At 44.5% G+C, this 17,033-nt stretch carries 14 protein-coding genes; 12 read left to right on the forward strand and 2 right to left on the reverse strand.

The annotated features are described in order from the left end of the window. The first annotated feature begins 5 nt into the window (after positions 1 to 5). Together nagZ and ACMXYV_RS08400 are read left to right on the forward strand one after the other, a co-directional pair. A complete protein-coding gene (nagZ, locus tag ACMXYV_RS08395; RefSeq protein WP_415891321.1) occupies positions 6 to 1,013 on the forward strand; it encodes a beta-N-acetylhexosaminidase in 1,008 nt (335 codons plus the stop codon). Then, positions 1,010 to 2,125 (forward strand): mechanosensitive ion channel family protein, encoded by a 1,116-nt coding sequence (locus tag ACMXYV_RS08400; RefSeq protein ID WP_415891322.1) that lies wholly within the window; start codon positions 1,010 to 1,012, stop codon positions 2,123 to 2,125. The genes nagZ and ACMXYV_RS08400 overlap by 4 nt, the downstream gene beginning before the upstream one ends. Positions 2,126 to 2,185: 60 nt before the next feature. On the opposite strand, the gene ACMXYV_RS08405 is transcribed toward ACMXYV_RS08400, so the two are convergent. Together ACMXYV_RS08405 and mfd are read right to left on the reverse strand one after the other, a co-directional pair. Continuing rightward, positions 2,186 to 2,920, reverse strand: coding sequence for a CsiV family protein (locus ACMXYV_RS08405; RefSeq protein WP_415891323.1), 735 nt, complete (start codon positions 2,918 to 2,920; stop codon positions 2,186 to 2,188). Next, positions 2,917 to 6,369: a transcription-repair coupling factor gene (mfd, locus tag ACMXYV_RS08410; RefSeq protein WP_415891324.1), complete on the reverse strand. Its 3,453-nt coding sequence runs from the start codon at positions 6,367 to 6,369 to the stop codon at positions 2,917 to 2,919. Before mfd ends, ACMXYV_RS08405 begins: the two co-directional genes overlap by 4 nt. 275 nt (positions 6,370 to 6,644) lie before the next feature. On the opposite strand from mfd, the gene ACMXYV_RS08415 reads away from it, so the two are divergent. From ACMXYV_RS08415 to sthA, 10 genes are all read left to right on the forward strand, one after another. Then, entirely contained in the window at positions 6,645 to 8,078 is a 1,434-nt protein-coding gene (locus ACMXYV_RS08415; protein ID WP_415891325.1) for a glyceraldehyde-3-phosphate dehydrogenase, read from the forward strand. A gap of 316 nt (positions 8,079 to 8,394) precedes the next feature. Next, positions 8,395 to 9,735, forward strand: coding sequence for a Na(+)-translocating NADH-quinone reductase subunit A (locus ACMXYV_RS08420; RefSeq protein WP_415891326.1), 1,341 nt, complete (start codon positions 8,395 to 8,397; stop codon positions 9,733 to 9,735). Positions 9,736 to 9,737: 2 nt separating this feature from the next. Beyond that, positions 9,738 to 10,949: an NADH:ubiquinone reductase (Na(+)-transporting) subunit B gene (locus tag ACMXYV_RS08425; RefSeq protein ID WP_415891327.1), complete on the forward strand. Its 1,212-nt coding sequence runs from the start codon at positions 9,738 to 9,740 to the stop codon at positions 10,947 to 10,949. Then, the gene (locus ACMXYV_RS08430) at positions 10,936 to 11,712 is read left to right on the forward strand and encodes a Na(+)-translocating NADH-quinone reductase subunit C (RefSeq protein WP_415891328.1); all 777 of its coding nucleotides are present in this window, start codon (positions 10,936 to 10,938) and stop codon (positions 11,710 to 11,712) included. The genes ACMXYV_RS08425 and ACMXYV_RS08430 overlap by 14 nt, the downstream gene beginning before the upstream one ends. A 3-nt stretch (positions 11,713 to 11,715) precedes the next feature. Beyond that, entirely contained in the window at positions 11,716 to 12,375 is a 660-nt protein-coding gene (locus ACMXYV_RS08435; RefSeq protein ID WP_415891329.1) for an NADH:ubiquinone reductase (Na(+)-transporting) subunit D, read from the forward strand. Then, positions 12,375 to 12,983, forward strand: a complete 609-nt coding sequence (nqrE, locus tag ACMXYV_RS08440; protein WP_415891330.1) for an NADH:ubiquinone reductase (Na(+)-transporting) subunit E — start codon at positions 12,375 to 12,377, stop codon at positions 12,981 to 12,983. The genes ACMXYV_RS08435 and nqrE overlap by 1 nt, the downstream gene beginning before the upstream one ends. A gap of 33 nt (positions 12,984 to 13,016) precedes the next feature. Further along, the gene (gene nqrF / locus ACMXYV_RS08445) at positions 13,017 to 14,243 is read left to right on the forward strand and encodes an NADH:ubiquinone reductase (Na(+)-transporting) subunit F (protein ID WP_415891331.1); all 1,227 of its coding nucleotides are present in this window, start codon (positions 13,017 to 13,019) and stop codon (positions 14,241 to 14,243) included. Positions 14,244 to 14,250: 7 nt separating this feature from the next. Continuing rightward, complete coding sequence (locus ACMXYV_RS08450; protein WP_415891332.1) at positions 14,251 to 15,285, forward strand: FAD:protein FMN transferase; 1,035 nt, start codon at positions 14,251 to 14,253, stop codon at positions 15,283 to 15,285. A gap of 9 nt (positions 15,286 to 15,294) precedes the next feature. Continuing rightward, positions 15,295 to 15,534: a (Na+)-NQR maturation NqrM gene (gene nqrM, locus ACMXYV_RS08455; protein WP_415884513.1), complete on the forward strand. Its 240-nt coding sequence runs from the start codon at positions 15,295 to 15,297 to the stop codon at positions 15,532 to 15,534. An 87-nt stretch (positions 15,535 to 15,621) separates the two neighbouring features. After that, a complete protein-coding gene (sthA, locus tag ACMXYV_RS08460; RefSeq protein WP_415891333.1) occupies positions 15,622 to 17,025 on the forward strand; it encodes a Si-specific NAD(P)(+) transhydrogenase in 1,404 nt (467 codons plus the stop codon). Positions 17,026 to 17,033: the final 8 nt, after the last annotated feature.

Here is a 17,033-nt window from a genome sequence, read left to right on the forward strand (position 1 = left end):
TCTTTATGTCTGAAGTTACCCTGTTTCTTGACCTTGAAGGTACAGAATTAACCGCTGAGGAGAAGGATCTTCTAAAACATCCTTTCATCGGTGGCGTTATTTTATTTGCACGTAATACGGAAAACGCAGAGCAAGTTACTGAGCTTGTGGCTTCTATGCGGTCGATTCGTGAAGAGCTTGTGATTAGTATCGACCAAGAAGGTGGTCGAGTTCAGCGTTTGAAGCAGGGGGTTACAGTGCTGCCTCCGGTAAAAGCTATTTCGAAGCAATTCTCAGAATCTTCTGAAGGCATTGTTGCTGCAAAAGAACTTGGCTATCTAATGGCTGCAGAATTACGCGAGCTTGATGTTGATTTGAGTTTCGCGCCGGTGCTGGATGTTGATTATGGACGTAATACAGTGATCGGTAACCGTGCGTTTGGTGAAGACTATGAAACAGTCACTGAGATCTCTACTGCGTATATAGAAGGTATGCGCTCAGCAGGTATGTCAGCCACGGGTAAGCATTTTCCTGGTCATGGTTGGGCTGATGCAGATACCCATCATGCTGATGCTATAGACGGTCGATCTTTTGACGAGTTATGGAAGACCGATATGGTGCCGTTTAGGCAGGCAGTTGATAACAAACTCGAAGCGATGATGTTTGCTCATGTGCTTTATCCTGAGTGTGATTCTTCTCCCGCAGGTTTTTCCTCTTTCTGGTTGGACGAGACCTTGAGAATGAAAATGGGCTTCAGTGGGATTGTCTTTAGTGACGATCTGAGTATGAAAGCAGCTCATAGCGCAGGTAGCTATGCGGAGCGTGCTGATAAGGCAATAGCTTCTGGTTGTCAGGCGTTACTTTGTTGTAATGAGCGCCAAGGTACATTGGATATTCTTAGGTACCTAGAAGCATCGGATTTTAAGCCTCTTCAAGAGATTTCTTCTCTTAGGGGGAAAGCATGGAATAGGGATGGGGAGCGTTTGGATGCTGCTCGCGTACTTGCAAATGATTTGCTGGATGTAGTGTTATGATCGATATGATGAATCAGGTATTAACTGAACATTTTCCTGACTATAGTGATTCTGCGTGGATAATCTTATCCATCGCGGTTTGCGTGATTGCCGTTGTTGCTGATCTTGTTGCGCGTTCAACAATCAGCCAGCTAATGAAGCAAGCGGAAAAAACTAAAATCCTTTGGGACGATGTTTTTCTGAATTCATTTAGTCGGCCGGCACTCTTTTTAATTTGGTTGGCGGCAGGTTATTGGTTAATTCAGCTTTTTGAACAGAACTTTGCTATTGAAGTCCTGGGTGAAGATAACCCGTTACCTAAACTTGTGCCTGTGATTCTCTTAGCGTGGTCATGCTTGCGCTTCCTGAAGCGTTTAGAGCAGGTTCTGGTAATGCCAGATCGCATGAAGAAGCCTATGGATCCAACTACGGTTGGAGCCTTGGGTAGGCTTCTACGTTTGATTGTCTCCATTATTATCGTTCTGATTATTATGCAGAGCTATGGTTACAGTATCTCAGGTATTCTGGCGTTTGGTGGTATTGGTGGTATAGCCGTTGGTTTTGCTGCGAAGGATCTTCTTGCTAACTTCTTTGGTGGTTTGATGATCTATCTAGACCGCCCGTTTAAAGTGGGTGACTGGATTCGATCTCCTGATCAGCAGATCGAAGGCACAGTAGAAGATATAGGTTGGCGTCAGACTCGAATTCGTACATTTGATAAGCGTCCGTTATACGTGCCTAACTCTACGTTTACTAATATCTCGGTGGAAAATCCATCGCGTATGACTAACCGTCGTATATATGAATATATTGGCGTTCGCTACGATGATTCTGCTCAGGTACTTGAAGTGATCAAAGCGGTTAAAGCGATGCTGCGCATGCATCCTGAAATCGACCAGCAGCAAACATTGATTGTTAACTTAGATCGATTTGGTCCTTCTTCGCTAGATTTTTTTATTTATACCTTCACCAAGACAACTGATTGGATTCGATTCCATGAGATTAAGCAGGATGTCATGATGCAGATTATGCAGATTGTTGAAGAGAAGGGCGCTGAATTTGCTTTCCCAACTACGACTGTTCATCTAAGCGGTGAGTTACCGGAGTTAGTTAAAGAATCAGAAGGGAATTGATATTTTCTTATCGAAAAAAAACCGGCTTTTGAGCCGGTTTTTTTATGCGTGAATGGTAAATTAAAGCGGTTTGATCTCGACCAAGATGCCCATTAGAGGGTGGTCGATGTAATGTAACTCTTTAGATTTCATTCGTCTTGCTTGATTCTGGTGTGCAGTCAAAACCTCTGGAATCATAGGAAAGGCAGAAGCGGTCTCTACTTTTACTTGCGTAGATTGTGCTACTTCAGATTCAGATGGTGTTTCGCTTTCGCCCTGCATTGTAAGCATGGCTTCGGTCTGAGTTTCTTCTGTAGTCACGGTAGGTGCATTGTTACTAGGCGCGACTAGCTGGCTGATGTATAGGTCAGGGCGGAAATGTAAGTAGCGACCTCGACCAACAGCAATGTGACCTTCAAGCTCTTGCATGCCGTTATCTAAAACACGACCGGCACTTATTTTGATAGGGCGAGGGTTCTGCGTGCGTGATACAGGTTGCATCCAGGCTTCATGGAAAAGAACACGATAGTCGCCGCTATTATTTAGACGGTTTTTGACGCTTTTTAGGCTATGACGACTGGATGATAGACTCTGGTATGCTGTTGGGTTTTCACCGGCCCCAGGTTTGCCTTTTAGTGCTACGGCACGATCACGAAATGGAATTTCGTTGATCTCTGGCCAGAATTCCTCATGGATTGCCATCGGATCATTATTGGCAAAAATAATAACCTCAACTTTATACCAGCTGTTAGCAAATGTGCTGCTGCTGAAAATAAGTATTAAGGGTAGGAATATAGCTTTTAGCATTATCTTCATGATGTTTTAACTGCCAGATCACTCATAAGGCGTTCTACCGCTTTAAAGCGTTCTTCGGTTTTCTCCATATCTAAACTAAATCGCAGTTTGTCTGCGCCCTCAAGTTTATATTTTTGTGGCTGATTTTGAACCATTTTTACTAAAGTTAACGGATCTACTTTCGCATCAGTAGCAAATTCAATTCTACCAACCTCGCTGCCAGCATCAATTTTAACAATATTCATGGCTTCAGCGCGCAGTTTTAACTCAGTTAGTCTGAAGAGGTTCTTAACCTGATCAGGTAGAAGGCCAAAGCGATCAATCATCTCGATTTGAAGCTCTTTTAGCTCGGTGGCTGAATTGGCATTTGCGATACGCTTGTACAAAATTAATCGGCTATGTACATCCGGTAGGTATTCATCTGGGATCAAAGCAGATAGATGCAAGTTAACATCGACACCTTGCTTGATAGGCTGATCCATATTTGGTGTTTTGCCTTCTTTAATGGATTCAACGGCTTGTTCTAGCATCTCCATAAATAACGAGAAGCCAACCGTTTGCATCTGGCCGCTTTGTTCTTCACCCAGTAACTCACCCGCGCCTCGAATTTCGAGATCGTGCGTAGCTAGGGTAAAGCCAGCACCAAGGTCGTCTGCGGATTCAATTGCTTCGAGGCGTTTAATCGCATCTTTAGTCATCGCTTTCTTATGCGGTGTCAAAAGATAAGCATAAGCTTGGTGGTGTGAGCGTCCTACACGGCCACGCAGCTGATGAAGCTGGGCTAGGCCAAATTTATCGGCGCGATCGATAATGATGGTGTTGGCGTTAGGCACATCAATACCGGTTTCGATAATGGTCGTACAAAGCAGGATGTTATAGCGCTTATGGTAGAAATCGGACATGACCTGTTCGAGTTCACGCTCTCGCATTTGGCCGTGACCAATACCGATACGCGCTTCTGGAACCAGTTCTTGTAACTCTTCTGCTGTTTTTTCAATGCTCTTAACTTCGTTGTGTAGGTAATAAACCTGACCGCCACGAAGTAGCTCACGCAGAATAGCTTCTTTAACAAGAGTGGTGTCGCTATAACGAACAAAGGTTTTAACGGAAAGTCTTTTCGCTGGTGGTGTCGCGATGATCGACAAATCACGAATGCCAGACATCGCCATATTTAGTGTACGAGGAATCGGTGTTGCAGTAAGTGTTAGAATATCAACTTCAGAGCGAAGCGATTTTAAGCGCTCTTTTTGCTGAACACCAAAGCGGTGTTCTTCATCAATAATTACTAGGCCCAGATCTTTAAAATTGATGTCGCCTGATAGTAGTTTATGAGTACCAACAACGATATCAACGCTACCGGCCTCTAGCTTATCTAGGATGATGTTTTGCTGCTTTCCTGTTCGGAAGCGCGAGATAAGCTCGATATTAACCGGCCAATCTGCAAAACGGTCTTGGAAGTTCTGGTAGTGTTGCTGTGCAAGTAGTGTAGTAGGTACAAGAATAACCACTTGTTTGCCGCTCTGTACTGCCATGAATGCAGCGCGCATAGCAACTTCGGTCTTACCAAAACCTACATCACCACATACCAAACGGTCCATAGGCTGAACCGCAGTCATATCTCGAATAACGTTGCCAATAGCGGCGGCTTGATCCGGTGTTTCTTCAAATGGGAAGGTCGCGGAGAATTGTAAGTACTGCTCATCAGGATCACTAAACTGGAATCCAATACGTGAAGCCCGTCGAGCATAGATATCGAGCAGTTCGGCTGCTGCATCACGCGCTTTTTCGGCTGCTTTACGTTTGGCTTTGGACCATTGCTCGGTGCCAAGTCGATGCAGTGGTGCGTGGTCATCACCTGCGCCGGTGTAACGACTGATCAGATGAAGCGCAGATACTGGAACGTAAAGTTTGGCCTCATCCGCATATTGAAGAGTTAAGAATTCGTTAGTTTGGCCTTCGAGCTCGATCGTCTGTAAACCCAGATAGCGACCTACACCGTGATCTAAATGAACAACAGGCGAGCCTGGATTCAGCTCTGATAGATTGCGAATGACCTGGTCATTCTGTTCCTGCTCTTTGCTGCGTCTACGGCGTTGGAATACCTGGTGACCAAACAGTTGGGTTTCAGTTATTAAATGCAATTGACCCGAGATGGATAGGCCTTGCTCCAGTGGGTATTCCGTAATCGCTAGATCATAATCAGACTCACAGAATGCTTGCCAGTTATTAACTTGGTTAGGCTTTACATTAATACGCGCGAGTAATTCTAATAGTGCTTCCCGGCGACCAGCTGATTCGGCGCAAAATAAAACAGCACCATCGCGCTCTGCTAAAAAGCCTTGTAATGCCGTTAGCGGCTCTTTGAGCTGGGAGTTTACCGGTAGCGAAGGCGGTTCAGTGCAAGGCAGATTACTGCGGCCAGGCTTCTCTTCAATAGGGTCGCTAGATAAGCTAATGCGCCCATATTGTTTTAATGCAGAGAACAGTTCGTTTGTGGAGATGAACAGTTCGTTAGGTGACAGTACTGGGTTGGTAATGTCATGGCGGCGCTGTTCATAACGCTCATTAACTTCTTGTGCGAATAGTTCTGCAGTTGCTTCAAGCTCACTATCAACAATGATCTGTGTTTGTTCAGGTAAGGAGGCAAAAAGAGAACTGCAGTCTTCAAAGAATAGGGGTAGATAATACTCAATGCCCGGTGAGGTCATACCATCAGAGATGTTGGTGTAGACGGGACATTGTCTGTAATCCACATCAAATCGCTCACGCCAGCGAGATTTAAAACCGCTAATTGCGCGTGTGTCGAAAGGGAATTCTTTTGCTGGTAACAAATTGATCGCGTCTATCTGCTCGATTGATCTCTGCGATTCGGGATCGAATGTTCTAAGTGTTTCAATCTCATCATCAAATAGTTCTATTCGATAAGGGTAGGGGCTACCCGTTGGAAACAGATCGATGATGGACCCACGGAAGGCAAATTCACCATGTTCCATAACAGCGTCTACTGCATGATAGCCTGCATCTATTAGTTGTTTTCGAAGATGCTCTGGATTGATGGTTTGTTCTATTTTTAGATCAAAGCAATTAGCCGCTATAAAATCAGCGGGTGCTGTTCTATGCATTAACGTACTTAAGGGTACGATCAATATGCCTTTACTTAGATTGGGTAGCCTGTTTAGCGTAGAGATACGTTCAGAAATGATGTCCTGATGCGGAGAAAAAGTATCGTAAGGCAGTGTTTCCCAATCAGGGAATGAAAGAATTTCAAGTGAATTTCCATCACTGGAAAAGAAGCTTACTTCATCGTGTAAGCGATTCGCTGTATTCGTGTCGTTGGTTATGACTAAAGTGAAGCCATCAAACTGCTTTGCTGCATCTGTGATTAATAAGCCGGTACCTGCACCATAGGCTTGCCCGATCTGCTTCTTATCGCCGGGGCCTGTGGGTAGAGAGTAGTTCAGTTGCAGCACAGAGTTGCTCCTTTAATATGCGCTAACCAATAGTAAGGCGGGTAGTTTAACCGTTGTAATTGTAATTGGTAGTTTTGAGCTGGGGTAAATGACTAAATATAAGTCTTATTCAGTAGGACAAAATATATGGTTCCAAAGTCTATCATGCTGCATTTGCTCAAAAGGGTGGAAAAGAGGATAATGCGCGCACCAAATTTTTAGGGTCCGACTAATGCTTGTAATCTGCTTGTGTTAGTAGGGTACCAACGAGTTGACAAAACTTTTTGGAGTTTCATGTGAGCCAAGATCAAGTTTTTACAGATTGGAAAGAACGCGAAGCCTTAGCTGAAGCTATGGTTCCACTAGTAGGTGGTCTATACCGTGACCAGAACATCGAATCTTCTGTATTCGGTCGTCTGATCATCAAACGTTCTGTTATCGATATCCTTAAAGCGCACCGTTTCGTGCGTCAGGTTGAAGAGCAGGAACTAACAGTAGTAGATACTTTTCCAATTCTGGAAGCTGTTAAAAATCTGAATGTACGCAATGCGCACATCGATGCAGGTAAGCTAGCAGTTAAATATCGCACAGAAGGTAACGGCCAGGATCTAGAAACATTCCTGAAAGCTGAGCTTGCTGATGCAATTGGCACGGAAGAGCGTGAACCTACTGATGTAGTTCTTTACGGTTTCGGTCGTATCGGTCGTCTACTTGCTCGTCTTCTTATCGAGCGTACTGGTGGTGGTCAAGCGCTTCGTTTACGTGCAATTGTTGTACGTAAAGGTGCTGCTGCACGCGATCTAGAAAAACGTGCTAGCTTGCTACGTCGTGACTCTGTTCACGGTTCTTTTAAAGGCACTATCACAGTTGATGAAGAGAACAACACAATCACTGCTAACGGTAACGTTATTCAGGTGATCTTTGCTAACTCTCCAGACGAAATTGATTACACTGCTTACGGCATCAATAACGCAATGGTTATTGATAACACGGGTAAGTGGCGTGATAAAGAAGGTCTATCTCTACACCTTCAATCTAAAGGCGCTTCTCGTGCCGTTCTTACTGCGCCAGGTAAAGGTGTTAAGAACATCGTAATGGGTGTTAACGACGGTGATATCACTCCGGAAGATACTATTCTGTCTGCTGCGTCTTGTACTACAAACGCAATTACGCCTGTACTAAAAGCGGTATACGACAAGTACGGTATCGAGAATGGTCACGTTGAGACTGTTCACGCTTACACTAACGACCAGAACCTAATCGACAACTACCACAAAGGTGATCGCCGTGGTCGTGCTGCTGGTCTGAATATGGTTATCACTGAAACAGGTGCTGCTAAAGCTGTATCTAAAGCACTTCCAGCAATGGAAGGTAAGCTGACTGGTAACGCTATCCGTGTTCCTACGCCAAATGTTTCTATGGCTATCCTTAACCTGAACCTAGAAAGCGAAACTGAGAAAGAAGAGCTAAATGCTTATCTTCGTGATGCTGCGCTACACGGTTCTATGCAGAAGCAGATCGACTACAGCAACTCTCCAGAAGCGGTTTCGACTGACTTTGTTGGTTCTCGTGCTGCAGGTGTTGTTGATGCGTTGGCTACAATCGCTGGTGGTAAGCGTTGCGTACTTTACGTTTGGTACGATAACGAATTCGGTTACAGCTGCCAGGTTATCCGTATGATGCAGAAAATGGCTCAGTGCACTTTGCCAGCTTTCCCTAAAGAAGCTTAAGTGTAGCGAGTTGATTAAAAAGCCACCTATAAGGTGGCTTTTTATTTGCCTTATGTATGATATTTCTATTAGTTATATGTATATAACTACAAATTCCACCGCTAAAAGGCAAGATAATCGGCTGGAACGCGCTGATATTGCAGGGTCTTTGTAGAAAAATGACACGCCGCTCAGGTATACTTAGCCAGATTTTTGGGTGGGGTAATTCCATTTTCGTAATAACTACAAGATATCGACTACGTTCGGGGACAGGCCGTGTCGGAATCAAAATCGAGTTTGGAATCCTGAAAGAATTTAACGTAATTGGGTGAGGCGTATGATCAAGATCAACAAAGGTCTGGATCTACCGATCACGGGCGCTCCTGAGCAATCTATTACAGATGGCCCAGCAGTAGACTCCGTTGCCGTTGTCGGCTTTGACTATGTGGGTATGAAACCTACCATGGCCGTCAAGGTGGGTGATCGAGTAAAACTCGGTCAGGTGATCTTTTCCGATAAGAAAACTGAAGGCGTTAATTACACAGCACCTGGTGCTGGTGTAGTTAAGGCAATTAATCGTGGTGAACGTCGTGTACTTCAATCCGTAGTGATTGAATTAGACGGTGAAGAAGCGGTTGAATTTAATAAATATAGTGCCAATGAGCTATCTGGATTGACGCGCGAACAAGTGCAAGAAAATCTAGTGAACTCTGGTTTGTGGACTGCACTTCGTACGCGTCCATTTAGCCGTGTTCCACAGCCAGGTACTTCTCCAAATTCTATTTTCGTTACAGCGATGGATACTAATCCATTGGCAGGTGATCCTGCTGTTATTATCGCTGAGCAAAAAGAAGCATTTTCCCAAGGCCTTGAAATACTGACTAAGTTGTCGGAAACGACAGTTTATCTATGTAAAGCGCCGGGTGCTGATATTCCATCTACGGACGGTGTAACAGTTGAGGAATTTGAGGGTGGGCACCCTGCAGGTAATGCGGGTACTCATATTCATTTTCTTGATCCTGTGTCGCAGCAAAAAACAGTTTGGACAATCGGTTATCAGGATGTGATTGCAGTTGGTAAATTATTTACCGAAGGCAAACTATTCACTGATCGTGTTGTTGCTGTTGCTGGTCCGCGTGCAGCTAAGCCTGGTTTACTGCGAACTCGTTTGGGTGCGAGCTTCGAACAGTTACTAGCGGGTGCACAGAAAGAAGATCACAACCGAATTGTTAGTGGTTCTGTATGGAATGGTCGTACTGCAACCGAAGGGCCTTTGGCTTACCTTGGTCGCTACGCAAACCAGATCACTATTCTAGAAGAAGGCGATAAGCGTGAATTTATGGGCTGGGTGGTACCTGGTACTAATAAATTCTCTGTGCTTAATATCTTCGCATCTTTCTTAAACAGCTCTAAGAAGTTCGATTTCACTACGACTACGAACGGATCTGAGCGAGCTATGGTCCCGGTTGGTCAGTTTGAACAACTTATGCCTATGGATATTCTTCCGACGCAATTGCTGCGTGCACTAGTAACAGGTGACATCGTTCATGCGATGGAGCTTGGTTGTCTGGAGCTGGACGAAGAAGACCTCGCGCTGTGCACATTTGCCTGCCCAGGTAAATATGAGTACGGCCCAATCCTTCGCGACAATTTGACGCGTATCGAGAAAGAGGCCTGATCATGAGCTTAAGAAATATTCTTGATAAAATGGAGCCGCATTTCCACAAAGGCGGCAAGTATGAAAACTGGTACGCGCTTTATGAAGCAGCAGATACTATTTTTTATACGCCGGGTTACGTTACTAAAACAGCAGCTCACGTACGCGATGCAGTCGATCTGAAGCGTATGATGATTTTGGTGTGGATGTGTACATTCCCAGCAATTTTCTTCGGTATGTACAATGTTGGTTTGCAGGCAAATACTGCAATGGAAGCATTGGGTATGACCGAACCTTCATCTTGGCAAGCTGCTTTGGCAGGCACTATCTCAAGCTTTAATCCAGATAGTGTGTGGGACAACATCATTCTTGGTGCTGCCTACTGGCTACCTATCTACCTTGTGACTTTTGCTGTAGGTGGTTTCTGGGAAGTATTGTTTGCAATGAAGCGTGGACATGAAGTAAACGAAGGTTTCTTCGTAACTTCTGTACTGTTTGCTTTGATTCTTCCTCCTAGCATTCCACTATGGCAGGTTGCTCTAGGTATCAGTTTTGGTGTTGTAATTGGTAAAGAAGTTTTCGGTGGTACCGGTAAAAACTTCCTTAACCCTGCGCTAACTGGTCGTGCATTCTTGTTCTTTGCTTACCCTGCACAAATGTCTGGTGATGCAATCTGGACTGCTGTTGATGGCTTCTCTGGTGCAACTGCACTTAGCCTTGCAGCATCAGGTGGTGTTGATGCAATTCTTGCTCAAAACATCACTTGGTTCGATGCATTCATCGGTACTATTCAGGGTTCTGTGGGTGAAGTCTCTACGCTTGCGATCGCGGCAGGTGGTCTTGTACTGCTGATCGCAAAAGTTGCTGCATGGCGCATCGTTGCGGGTGTCTTCTTAGGCATGGTAGCGACATCAACTTTATTCAACCTAATCGGTTCTGAAACCAACCCTATGTTTGATTTGCCATTCTATTGGCATCTAGTGTTGGGTGGCTTTGCCTTTGGTATGTTCTTCATGGCTACAGACCCTGTGTCTGCATCTATGACAAACAAAGGTAAGTGGTACTTCGGTGCTTTGGTTGGTGTAATGGTTGTACTAATCCGTGTGGTTAACCCAGCATTCCCAGAGGGTATGATGCTGGCGATCCTGTTTGCGAACTTGTTCGCACCGTTGATCGACAACTTTGTTGTTCAGGCAAACATCAAACGGAGGTTGGCGCGCAATGTCAGCAAGTAATGACACTATCGGTAAGACTATTACCGTTACAGTTCTTTTATGTGTTGTCTGCTCGGTAATCGTATCTGCGGCTGCTGTACTGCTTAAACCTAAGCAGGTAGCAAACAAGGATCAAGACCGTAAGAGCAACATTCTTACTGCAGCTGGTATCTCTGATGCTAATAAATCAGTAGATGAGTTGTTTGCTCAGATCACAACTAAATATGTTGATCTAGAGACTGGCAAGTTCACTACAGATGTTCCAGCTAAATACGACGCTAAGAAAGCAGCTAAAGACCCTCAGTTGGGTAAAGTGCTGACTAAAGATGTAGATATCGCTTCTATCAAGTATCAGGCCAAGGTTATGCCTGTATACCTAGTAGAAAAAGATGGCCAGATTGAGAAGTTGATCTTGCCAGTACACGGCTACGGTCTGTGGTCTACACTTTACGGATTCTTGGCGCTAGAAGGTGACTTGAATACAGTGGTAGGTTTTGGTTTCTACTCTCACGCTGAGACTCCTGGTCTAGGTGGTGAAGTGGATAATCCAAACTGGAAGGCGCTATGGCCGGGTAAAGCAGTCTATGCTGATGGTTCTATGGAGCCAGCATTAGGTCTGGTTAAAGGCACTGTTGATGCGTCTAATCCTAATGCTAAGCATCAGGTTGATGGCCTAGCAGGTGCGACTTTGACAGCGAACGGCGTGACTAACCTTGTTCAGTTCTGGATGGGTTCGAATGGTTATGCACCGTTCTTGGCTAACCTGAAAGCAGGGGGGGCGTAAGCGATGTCACAAGCTAAAGAAGTACTGAGTAATCCAGTATTTAAGAACAACCCAATCGGTCTTCAGATCCTTGGTGTATGTTCTGCGTTGGCTGTTACCTCTAATCTAAACACTGCTCTAGTAATGACTATGGCGGTAATTGCGGTAACAGCATTTTCGAACTTGTTTGTATCGATTATCCGTAATCACATTCCAAGCAGTGTTCGAATTATCTGTCAGATGACTATCATCGCTTCATTGGTAATCGTTGTTGACCAGATTCTTAAAGCTTTTGCTTACGATGTATCTAAGCAGCTTTCTGTATTCGTAGGTCTGATCATTACTAACTGTATCGTAATGGGTCGTGCTGAAGCCTTCGCTATGAAGAACCCTCCAGGTATCTCTTTCATGGATGGTATCGGTAACGGTTTAGGTTACGGTGTGGTTCTTATTTTCGTAGGTTTCCTACGTGAGTTATTCGGCGCAGGTAAACTGTTTGGCTACGAAATTCTGCCTCTAGTCAATGATGGTGGCTGGTACTTGGCTAACGGTATGATGCTGTTACCACCAAGTGCATTCTTCATTATTGGTATGTTCATCTGGTTAACTCGTACTTTCTACAAAGATCAAGTAGAAGCACCAGAGTTTGAACTAGCTAAAAACACTAAGAAGGAGGCTGCGTAATGGAACAGTTAATCAGCCTTGCCGTTAAGGCGATTTTCGTTGAAAACATGGCGTTAGCATTCTTCTTAGGGATGTGTACATTCTTGGCTATTTCCAAGAAAGTTCAAACATCTCTGGGCTTAGGTATTGCTGTAGTCGTTGTGTTGGCAATTACGACACCTGTAAACAACCTGATCTACAATCTATTGCTTCGTGAAGGCGCATTGGCTTGGGCAGGTTACCCTGAAGTTGACCTGAGCTTCCTTGGTTACATCTCTTACATTGGTGTAATCGCGGCAATGGTACAGATCTTGGAAATGTTCCTAGATAAGTATGTGCCGGCTCTATATAACTCCTTGGGTGTATTCCTACCTTTGATCACAGTTAACTGTGCAATCATGGGTGCGGCTCTATTCATGGTAGAGCGTGATTACACTTTTGGTGAGTCAGTAGTTTACGGTGTGAGTGCAGGTATCGGTTGGGCGCTAGCGATTACAGCGCTTGCAGGTATCCGTGAAAAACTAAAATACAGCGACGTGCCAGAAGGTCTACGTGGTCTGGGCATTACCTTCATTACTGTTGGTTTGATGTCTCTAGGCTTCATGTCTTTCTCTGGCGTATCGCTTTAATGCCAACATGGTCGACAAAGGAAGGATTAGCCAATGAATGCTGAAATCGTTCTAGGTGTTGTCATGTTTACAGCCGTGGTGCTTGCACTTGTGGCGGTAATTTTGGCAGCTCGTTCTAAGCTTGTAAGTTCTGGTGACGTTACGATTAGTATCAATAACGATCCAGAAAAATCTATTACAGTTCCTGCTGGCGGTAAGCTACTGCAGACACTAGCTGATTCGGGTATTTTTATCCCATCTGCTTGTGGTGGCGGTGGTACTTGCGCACAGTGTAAGTGTGAAGTTCATTCTGGAGGTGGTTCTATGCTGCCAACAGAGGAGTCTCACTTTACAATGCGTGAAGCTAAAGAAGGCTGGCGTTTGTCTTGCCAGGTCGCTGTTAAACAGGATATGGAAGTTGAACTCGAAGAAGAAATCTTCGGTGTTCAGAAGTGGGAATGTACGGTTGAATCTAACCCTAACGTTGCTACGTTCATCAAGGAGCTGACTTTGCGTCTGCCTGAAGGTGAAAACGTAGATTTCCGTGCGGGTGGTTATGTTCAACTAGAATGCCCACCTCACGTAGTTAACTATAAAGACTTCGTTATCCAAGAAGAGTACCGTGGTGACTGGGATCAGTTCAACATGTGGCAGTATGTGTCCACTGTAACTGAGCCGACTATCCGTGCTTACTCTATGGCTAACTACCCTGAAGAGCGTGGTGTTGTTAAATTTAACATTCGTATCGCGTCTCCACCTCCGGGTACGGATCACCCACCGGGTATCATGTCTTCTTACGTGTTCAACCTTGTTGAAGGTGATAAGATCACTGTTTACGGACCATTTGGTGAATTCTTCGCGACTGATAATGACAGCGAAATGGTATTCATCGGTGGTGGTGCTGGTATGGCACCAATGCGTTCACACATCTTTGACCAGCTTAAGCGTCTGAACTCTACGCGTAAGATCTCGTTCTGGTACGGTGCACGTTCTCTACGTGAATCGTTCTACAATGAAGAGTACGATATGCTTCAAGGTGAGAATGACAACTTTAAGTGGCATCTTGCATTATCTGATCCGCAACCGGAAGATAATTGGGATGGCATGACAGGTTTCATTCACAACGTATTGTATGAGAACTATCTGAAGGACCATGAGGCTCCTGAAGACTGTGAGTATTATATGTGTGGACCGCCAATGATGAACTCCGCTGTTATCCAGATGCTTCTTGATCTAGGTGTAGAGCGTGAGAATATCTTCCTTGACGATTTTGGTGGTTAAGTAAGATATGTTTGTCGATAGACAAGCCTACAAATGGCCGGCAGCTCAGCTGCTGGCCATTTTGTTTTTATTGGCTCTGTTAACGGCCTGTAAGGAACAGCCTCTAGAAGTTAAATCGCATCAAGGTTTAACCATGGGGACGACCTATACGGTCAAGTGGGTTCCTGTTCAGGATCAACCATCTATTAATTCAACAGTTTTCAATCAGGCATTGCTGAAAGTAAATCAAGCAATGTCGACTTATATTGAAGATTCCGAGCTTTCGCTTATTAATAAGCTTCCTGAGGGTAGTTCTGTAGAGCTATCGAATGGCCTAGCTTTCCTTCTGTCTAAATCCATTGATATCAGTAATCTCTCCTCAGGTGCCTTTGATGTAACAGTCGGGCCGCTTGTAAATTTGTGGGGCTTTGGCCCGGATGGGCGTATAATTAAGGCGCCGTCTCAGATCCAGATTCAACAAGTTCAGCAAGAGATTGGATATAACTATTTGGAACTTAATGGCCAAATGCTAACCAAAGATAAGGCTAGTTATATTGATCTTTCAGCGATCGCAAAAGGATACGGTGTTGATGTGCTTGCATCTTTATTAGAAGAGCGGGGCATTGATAGCTACCTTGTTGAAATCGGCGGTGAGTTGCGAGCTAAAGGCTTGAAGCCTGATGGCGGTGAATGGAAGATTGCTATTGAATCTCCAACCGCGGGATTCGATCGCTCGGTCCAGAGAATTATCGCAGTAAAAGATGTAGGTATAGCAACGTCAGGGGATTATCGAAACTATTTCGAGGAAAATGGTGTGCGTTTCTCCCATACTATTGATCCGTCGACTGGTAGTCCTATCACGCATAGATTAGCATCTGTAACAGTATTGATGCCGAGTTGTGCGGAAGCTGATGCTTATGCCACAGCAATGATGGTCATGGGCGAAGAAAAGGCGCAAATATTTGCGCATGAGAACGGTATCGAAGCATTTTTTATCATTAAGACTGAGAGTGGGTTTGTTGAGAAAATGACTCCCGGTTTTAAACAATATCTTGTTCAATAGGTTTTAATTATGAGCACAATTATCTTATCTTTTGTCATCTTGTTATGTGTCATAGTCGCCATGTCTGTTGGCGTGATTTTGGGGCGGAAGCCTATTAGCGGTTCTTGCGGTGGTTTGGCTAATGTTGGCATCGAAGGTAAGTGCAGTATCTGCGGTGATGACCCTCAAAAATGTGAAGAAGAGCAAGATAGACAAGCTAAGGAAGAAGCATCTGCTGATCTAAGTTACGAAGTTAAATCTAAAGAATAATTGAGAGCTTCGTAACTAAGAGTAAGCTGGTCTTAATAAAAAGATCAGCTGAAACAATAAGATATAATTATAAGATAGGGGTAAATGATGGCGGTATATGACTATGATGTCATTGTGATAGGTTCCGGTCCTGCTGGTGAAGGTGCAGCAATGAACGCCGCGAAAAAAGGGCGTCGAGTAGCTGTGATCGAAGAGCAGGAGGCCGTAGGTGGTAACTGTACACATAAAGGTACAATCCCGTCTAAAGCGCTTCGCCACTCTGTGAAACAGATCATAGAATTTAACACCAACCCTATGTTCCGTGATATCGGCGAACCACGCTGGTTCTCCTTTCCAAAAGTTTTAAAGCGTGCAGAGAAAGTTATGTCCAGCCAGGTAATGCTGCGAACAAACTTCTATGCGCGTAACCGTATTGATGTGTTCTTCGGTGTGGCTGAATTTGAAGACAAAAATACAATCATCGTACGTGGTACTTCTAAGGGTGATGAAACACTGCGTGCTAATAACGTAGTAATTGCTACAGGTTCACGTCCTTATACACCGGCTGATATCGACTTTAACCATCCTCGTATCTATAACTCTGATACTGTTCTAAAGCTTAGCCATACACCTCGTACACTGATTATTTATGGTGCTGGTGTTATTGGTTCAGAATACGCCTCTATTTTTAGTGGCTTGGGTGTGAAAGTTGATTTAGTTGATAGTCAAAGCCGTCTTTTATCGTTTTTGGACGCTGAGATTTCTGATTCTTTGAGCTACCACCTTCGTAACAACGCCGTTAAGATCCGTCATAACGAAACTTATGAGAGTGTTGTTGCTGATGAGCGAGGCGTTACGCTTACGCTTCAATCTGGCAAGAAAATCCGCGCAGATGCATTTCTATGGTGTAATGGTCGAAGTGGCAACACTGAGACGCTTAAGTTAGAAAATATCGGTCTAGAGGCTAATAGTCGTGGCCAGTTAGAGGTTGATGATCATTACCGTACAGCTTGTGAAGGCATCTACGCTGCGGGCGATGTGGTAGGTTGGCCAAGTCTTGCATCTGCTGCTCTTGATCAGGGGCGTGCTGCCGCTGCAGATATGCTATCTGCAGAAGACTTCCGCCATATCAATGAAGTGCCTACCGGTATCTATACGATTCCAGAAATTAGCTCTGTAGGTAAGACTGAAGAAGAGTTGACGAAAGAGTGTGTGCCTTATGAAGTAGGTCAGGCCTTCTTTAAAGACACTGCGCGTGCGCAAATCTATGGTCAGCCAGTGGGCATGCTTAAGATTCTTTTCAATCGTGATACGTTGGAGATTCTTGGTATTCACTGCTTTGGTGAGCATGCTTCTGAGATCGTTCATATCGGCCAGGCTATTATGGCTCAGGATGGTGAAGCGAATACACTTAAGTATTTCATTAACACTACGTTCAACTACCCAACAATGGCTGAAGCATACCGAGTTGCTGCTATTGCGGGCTTGAACCGTATCGCGAACCTTTCCTAAAATATTAT

Source organism: Neptuniibacter sp. SY11_33, from assembly GCF_047778025.1.
Classification (GTDB): Bacteria; Pseudomonadota; Gammaproteobacteria; order Pseudomonadales; family Balneatricaceae; genus Neptuniibacter.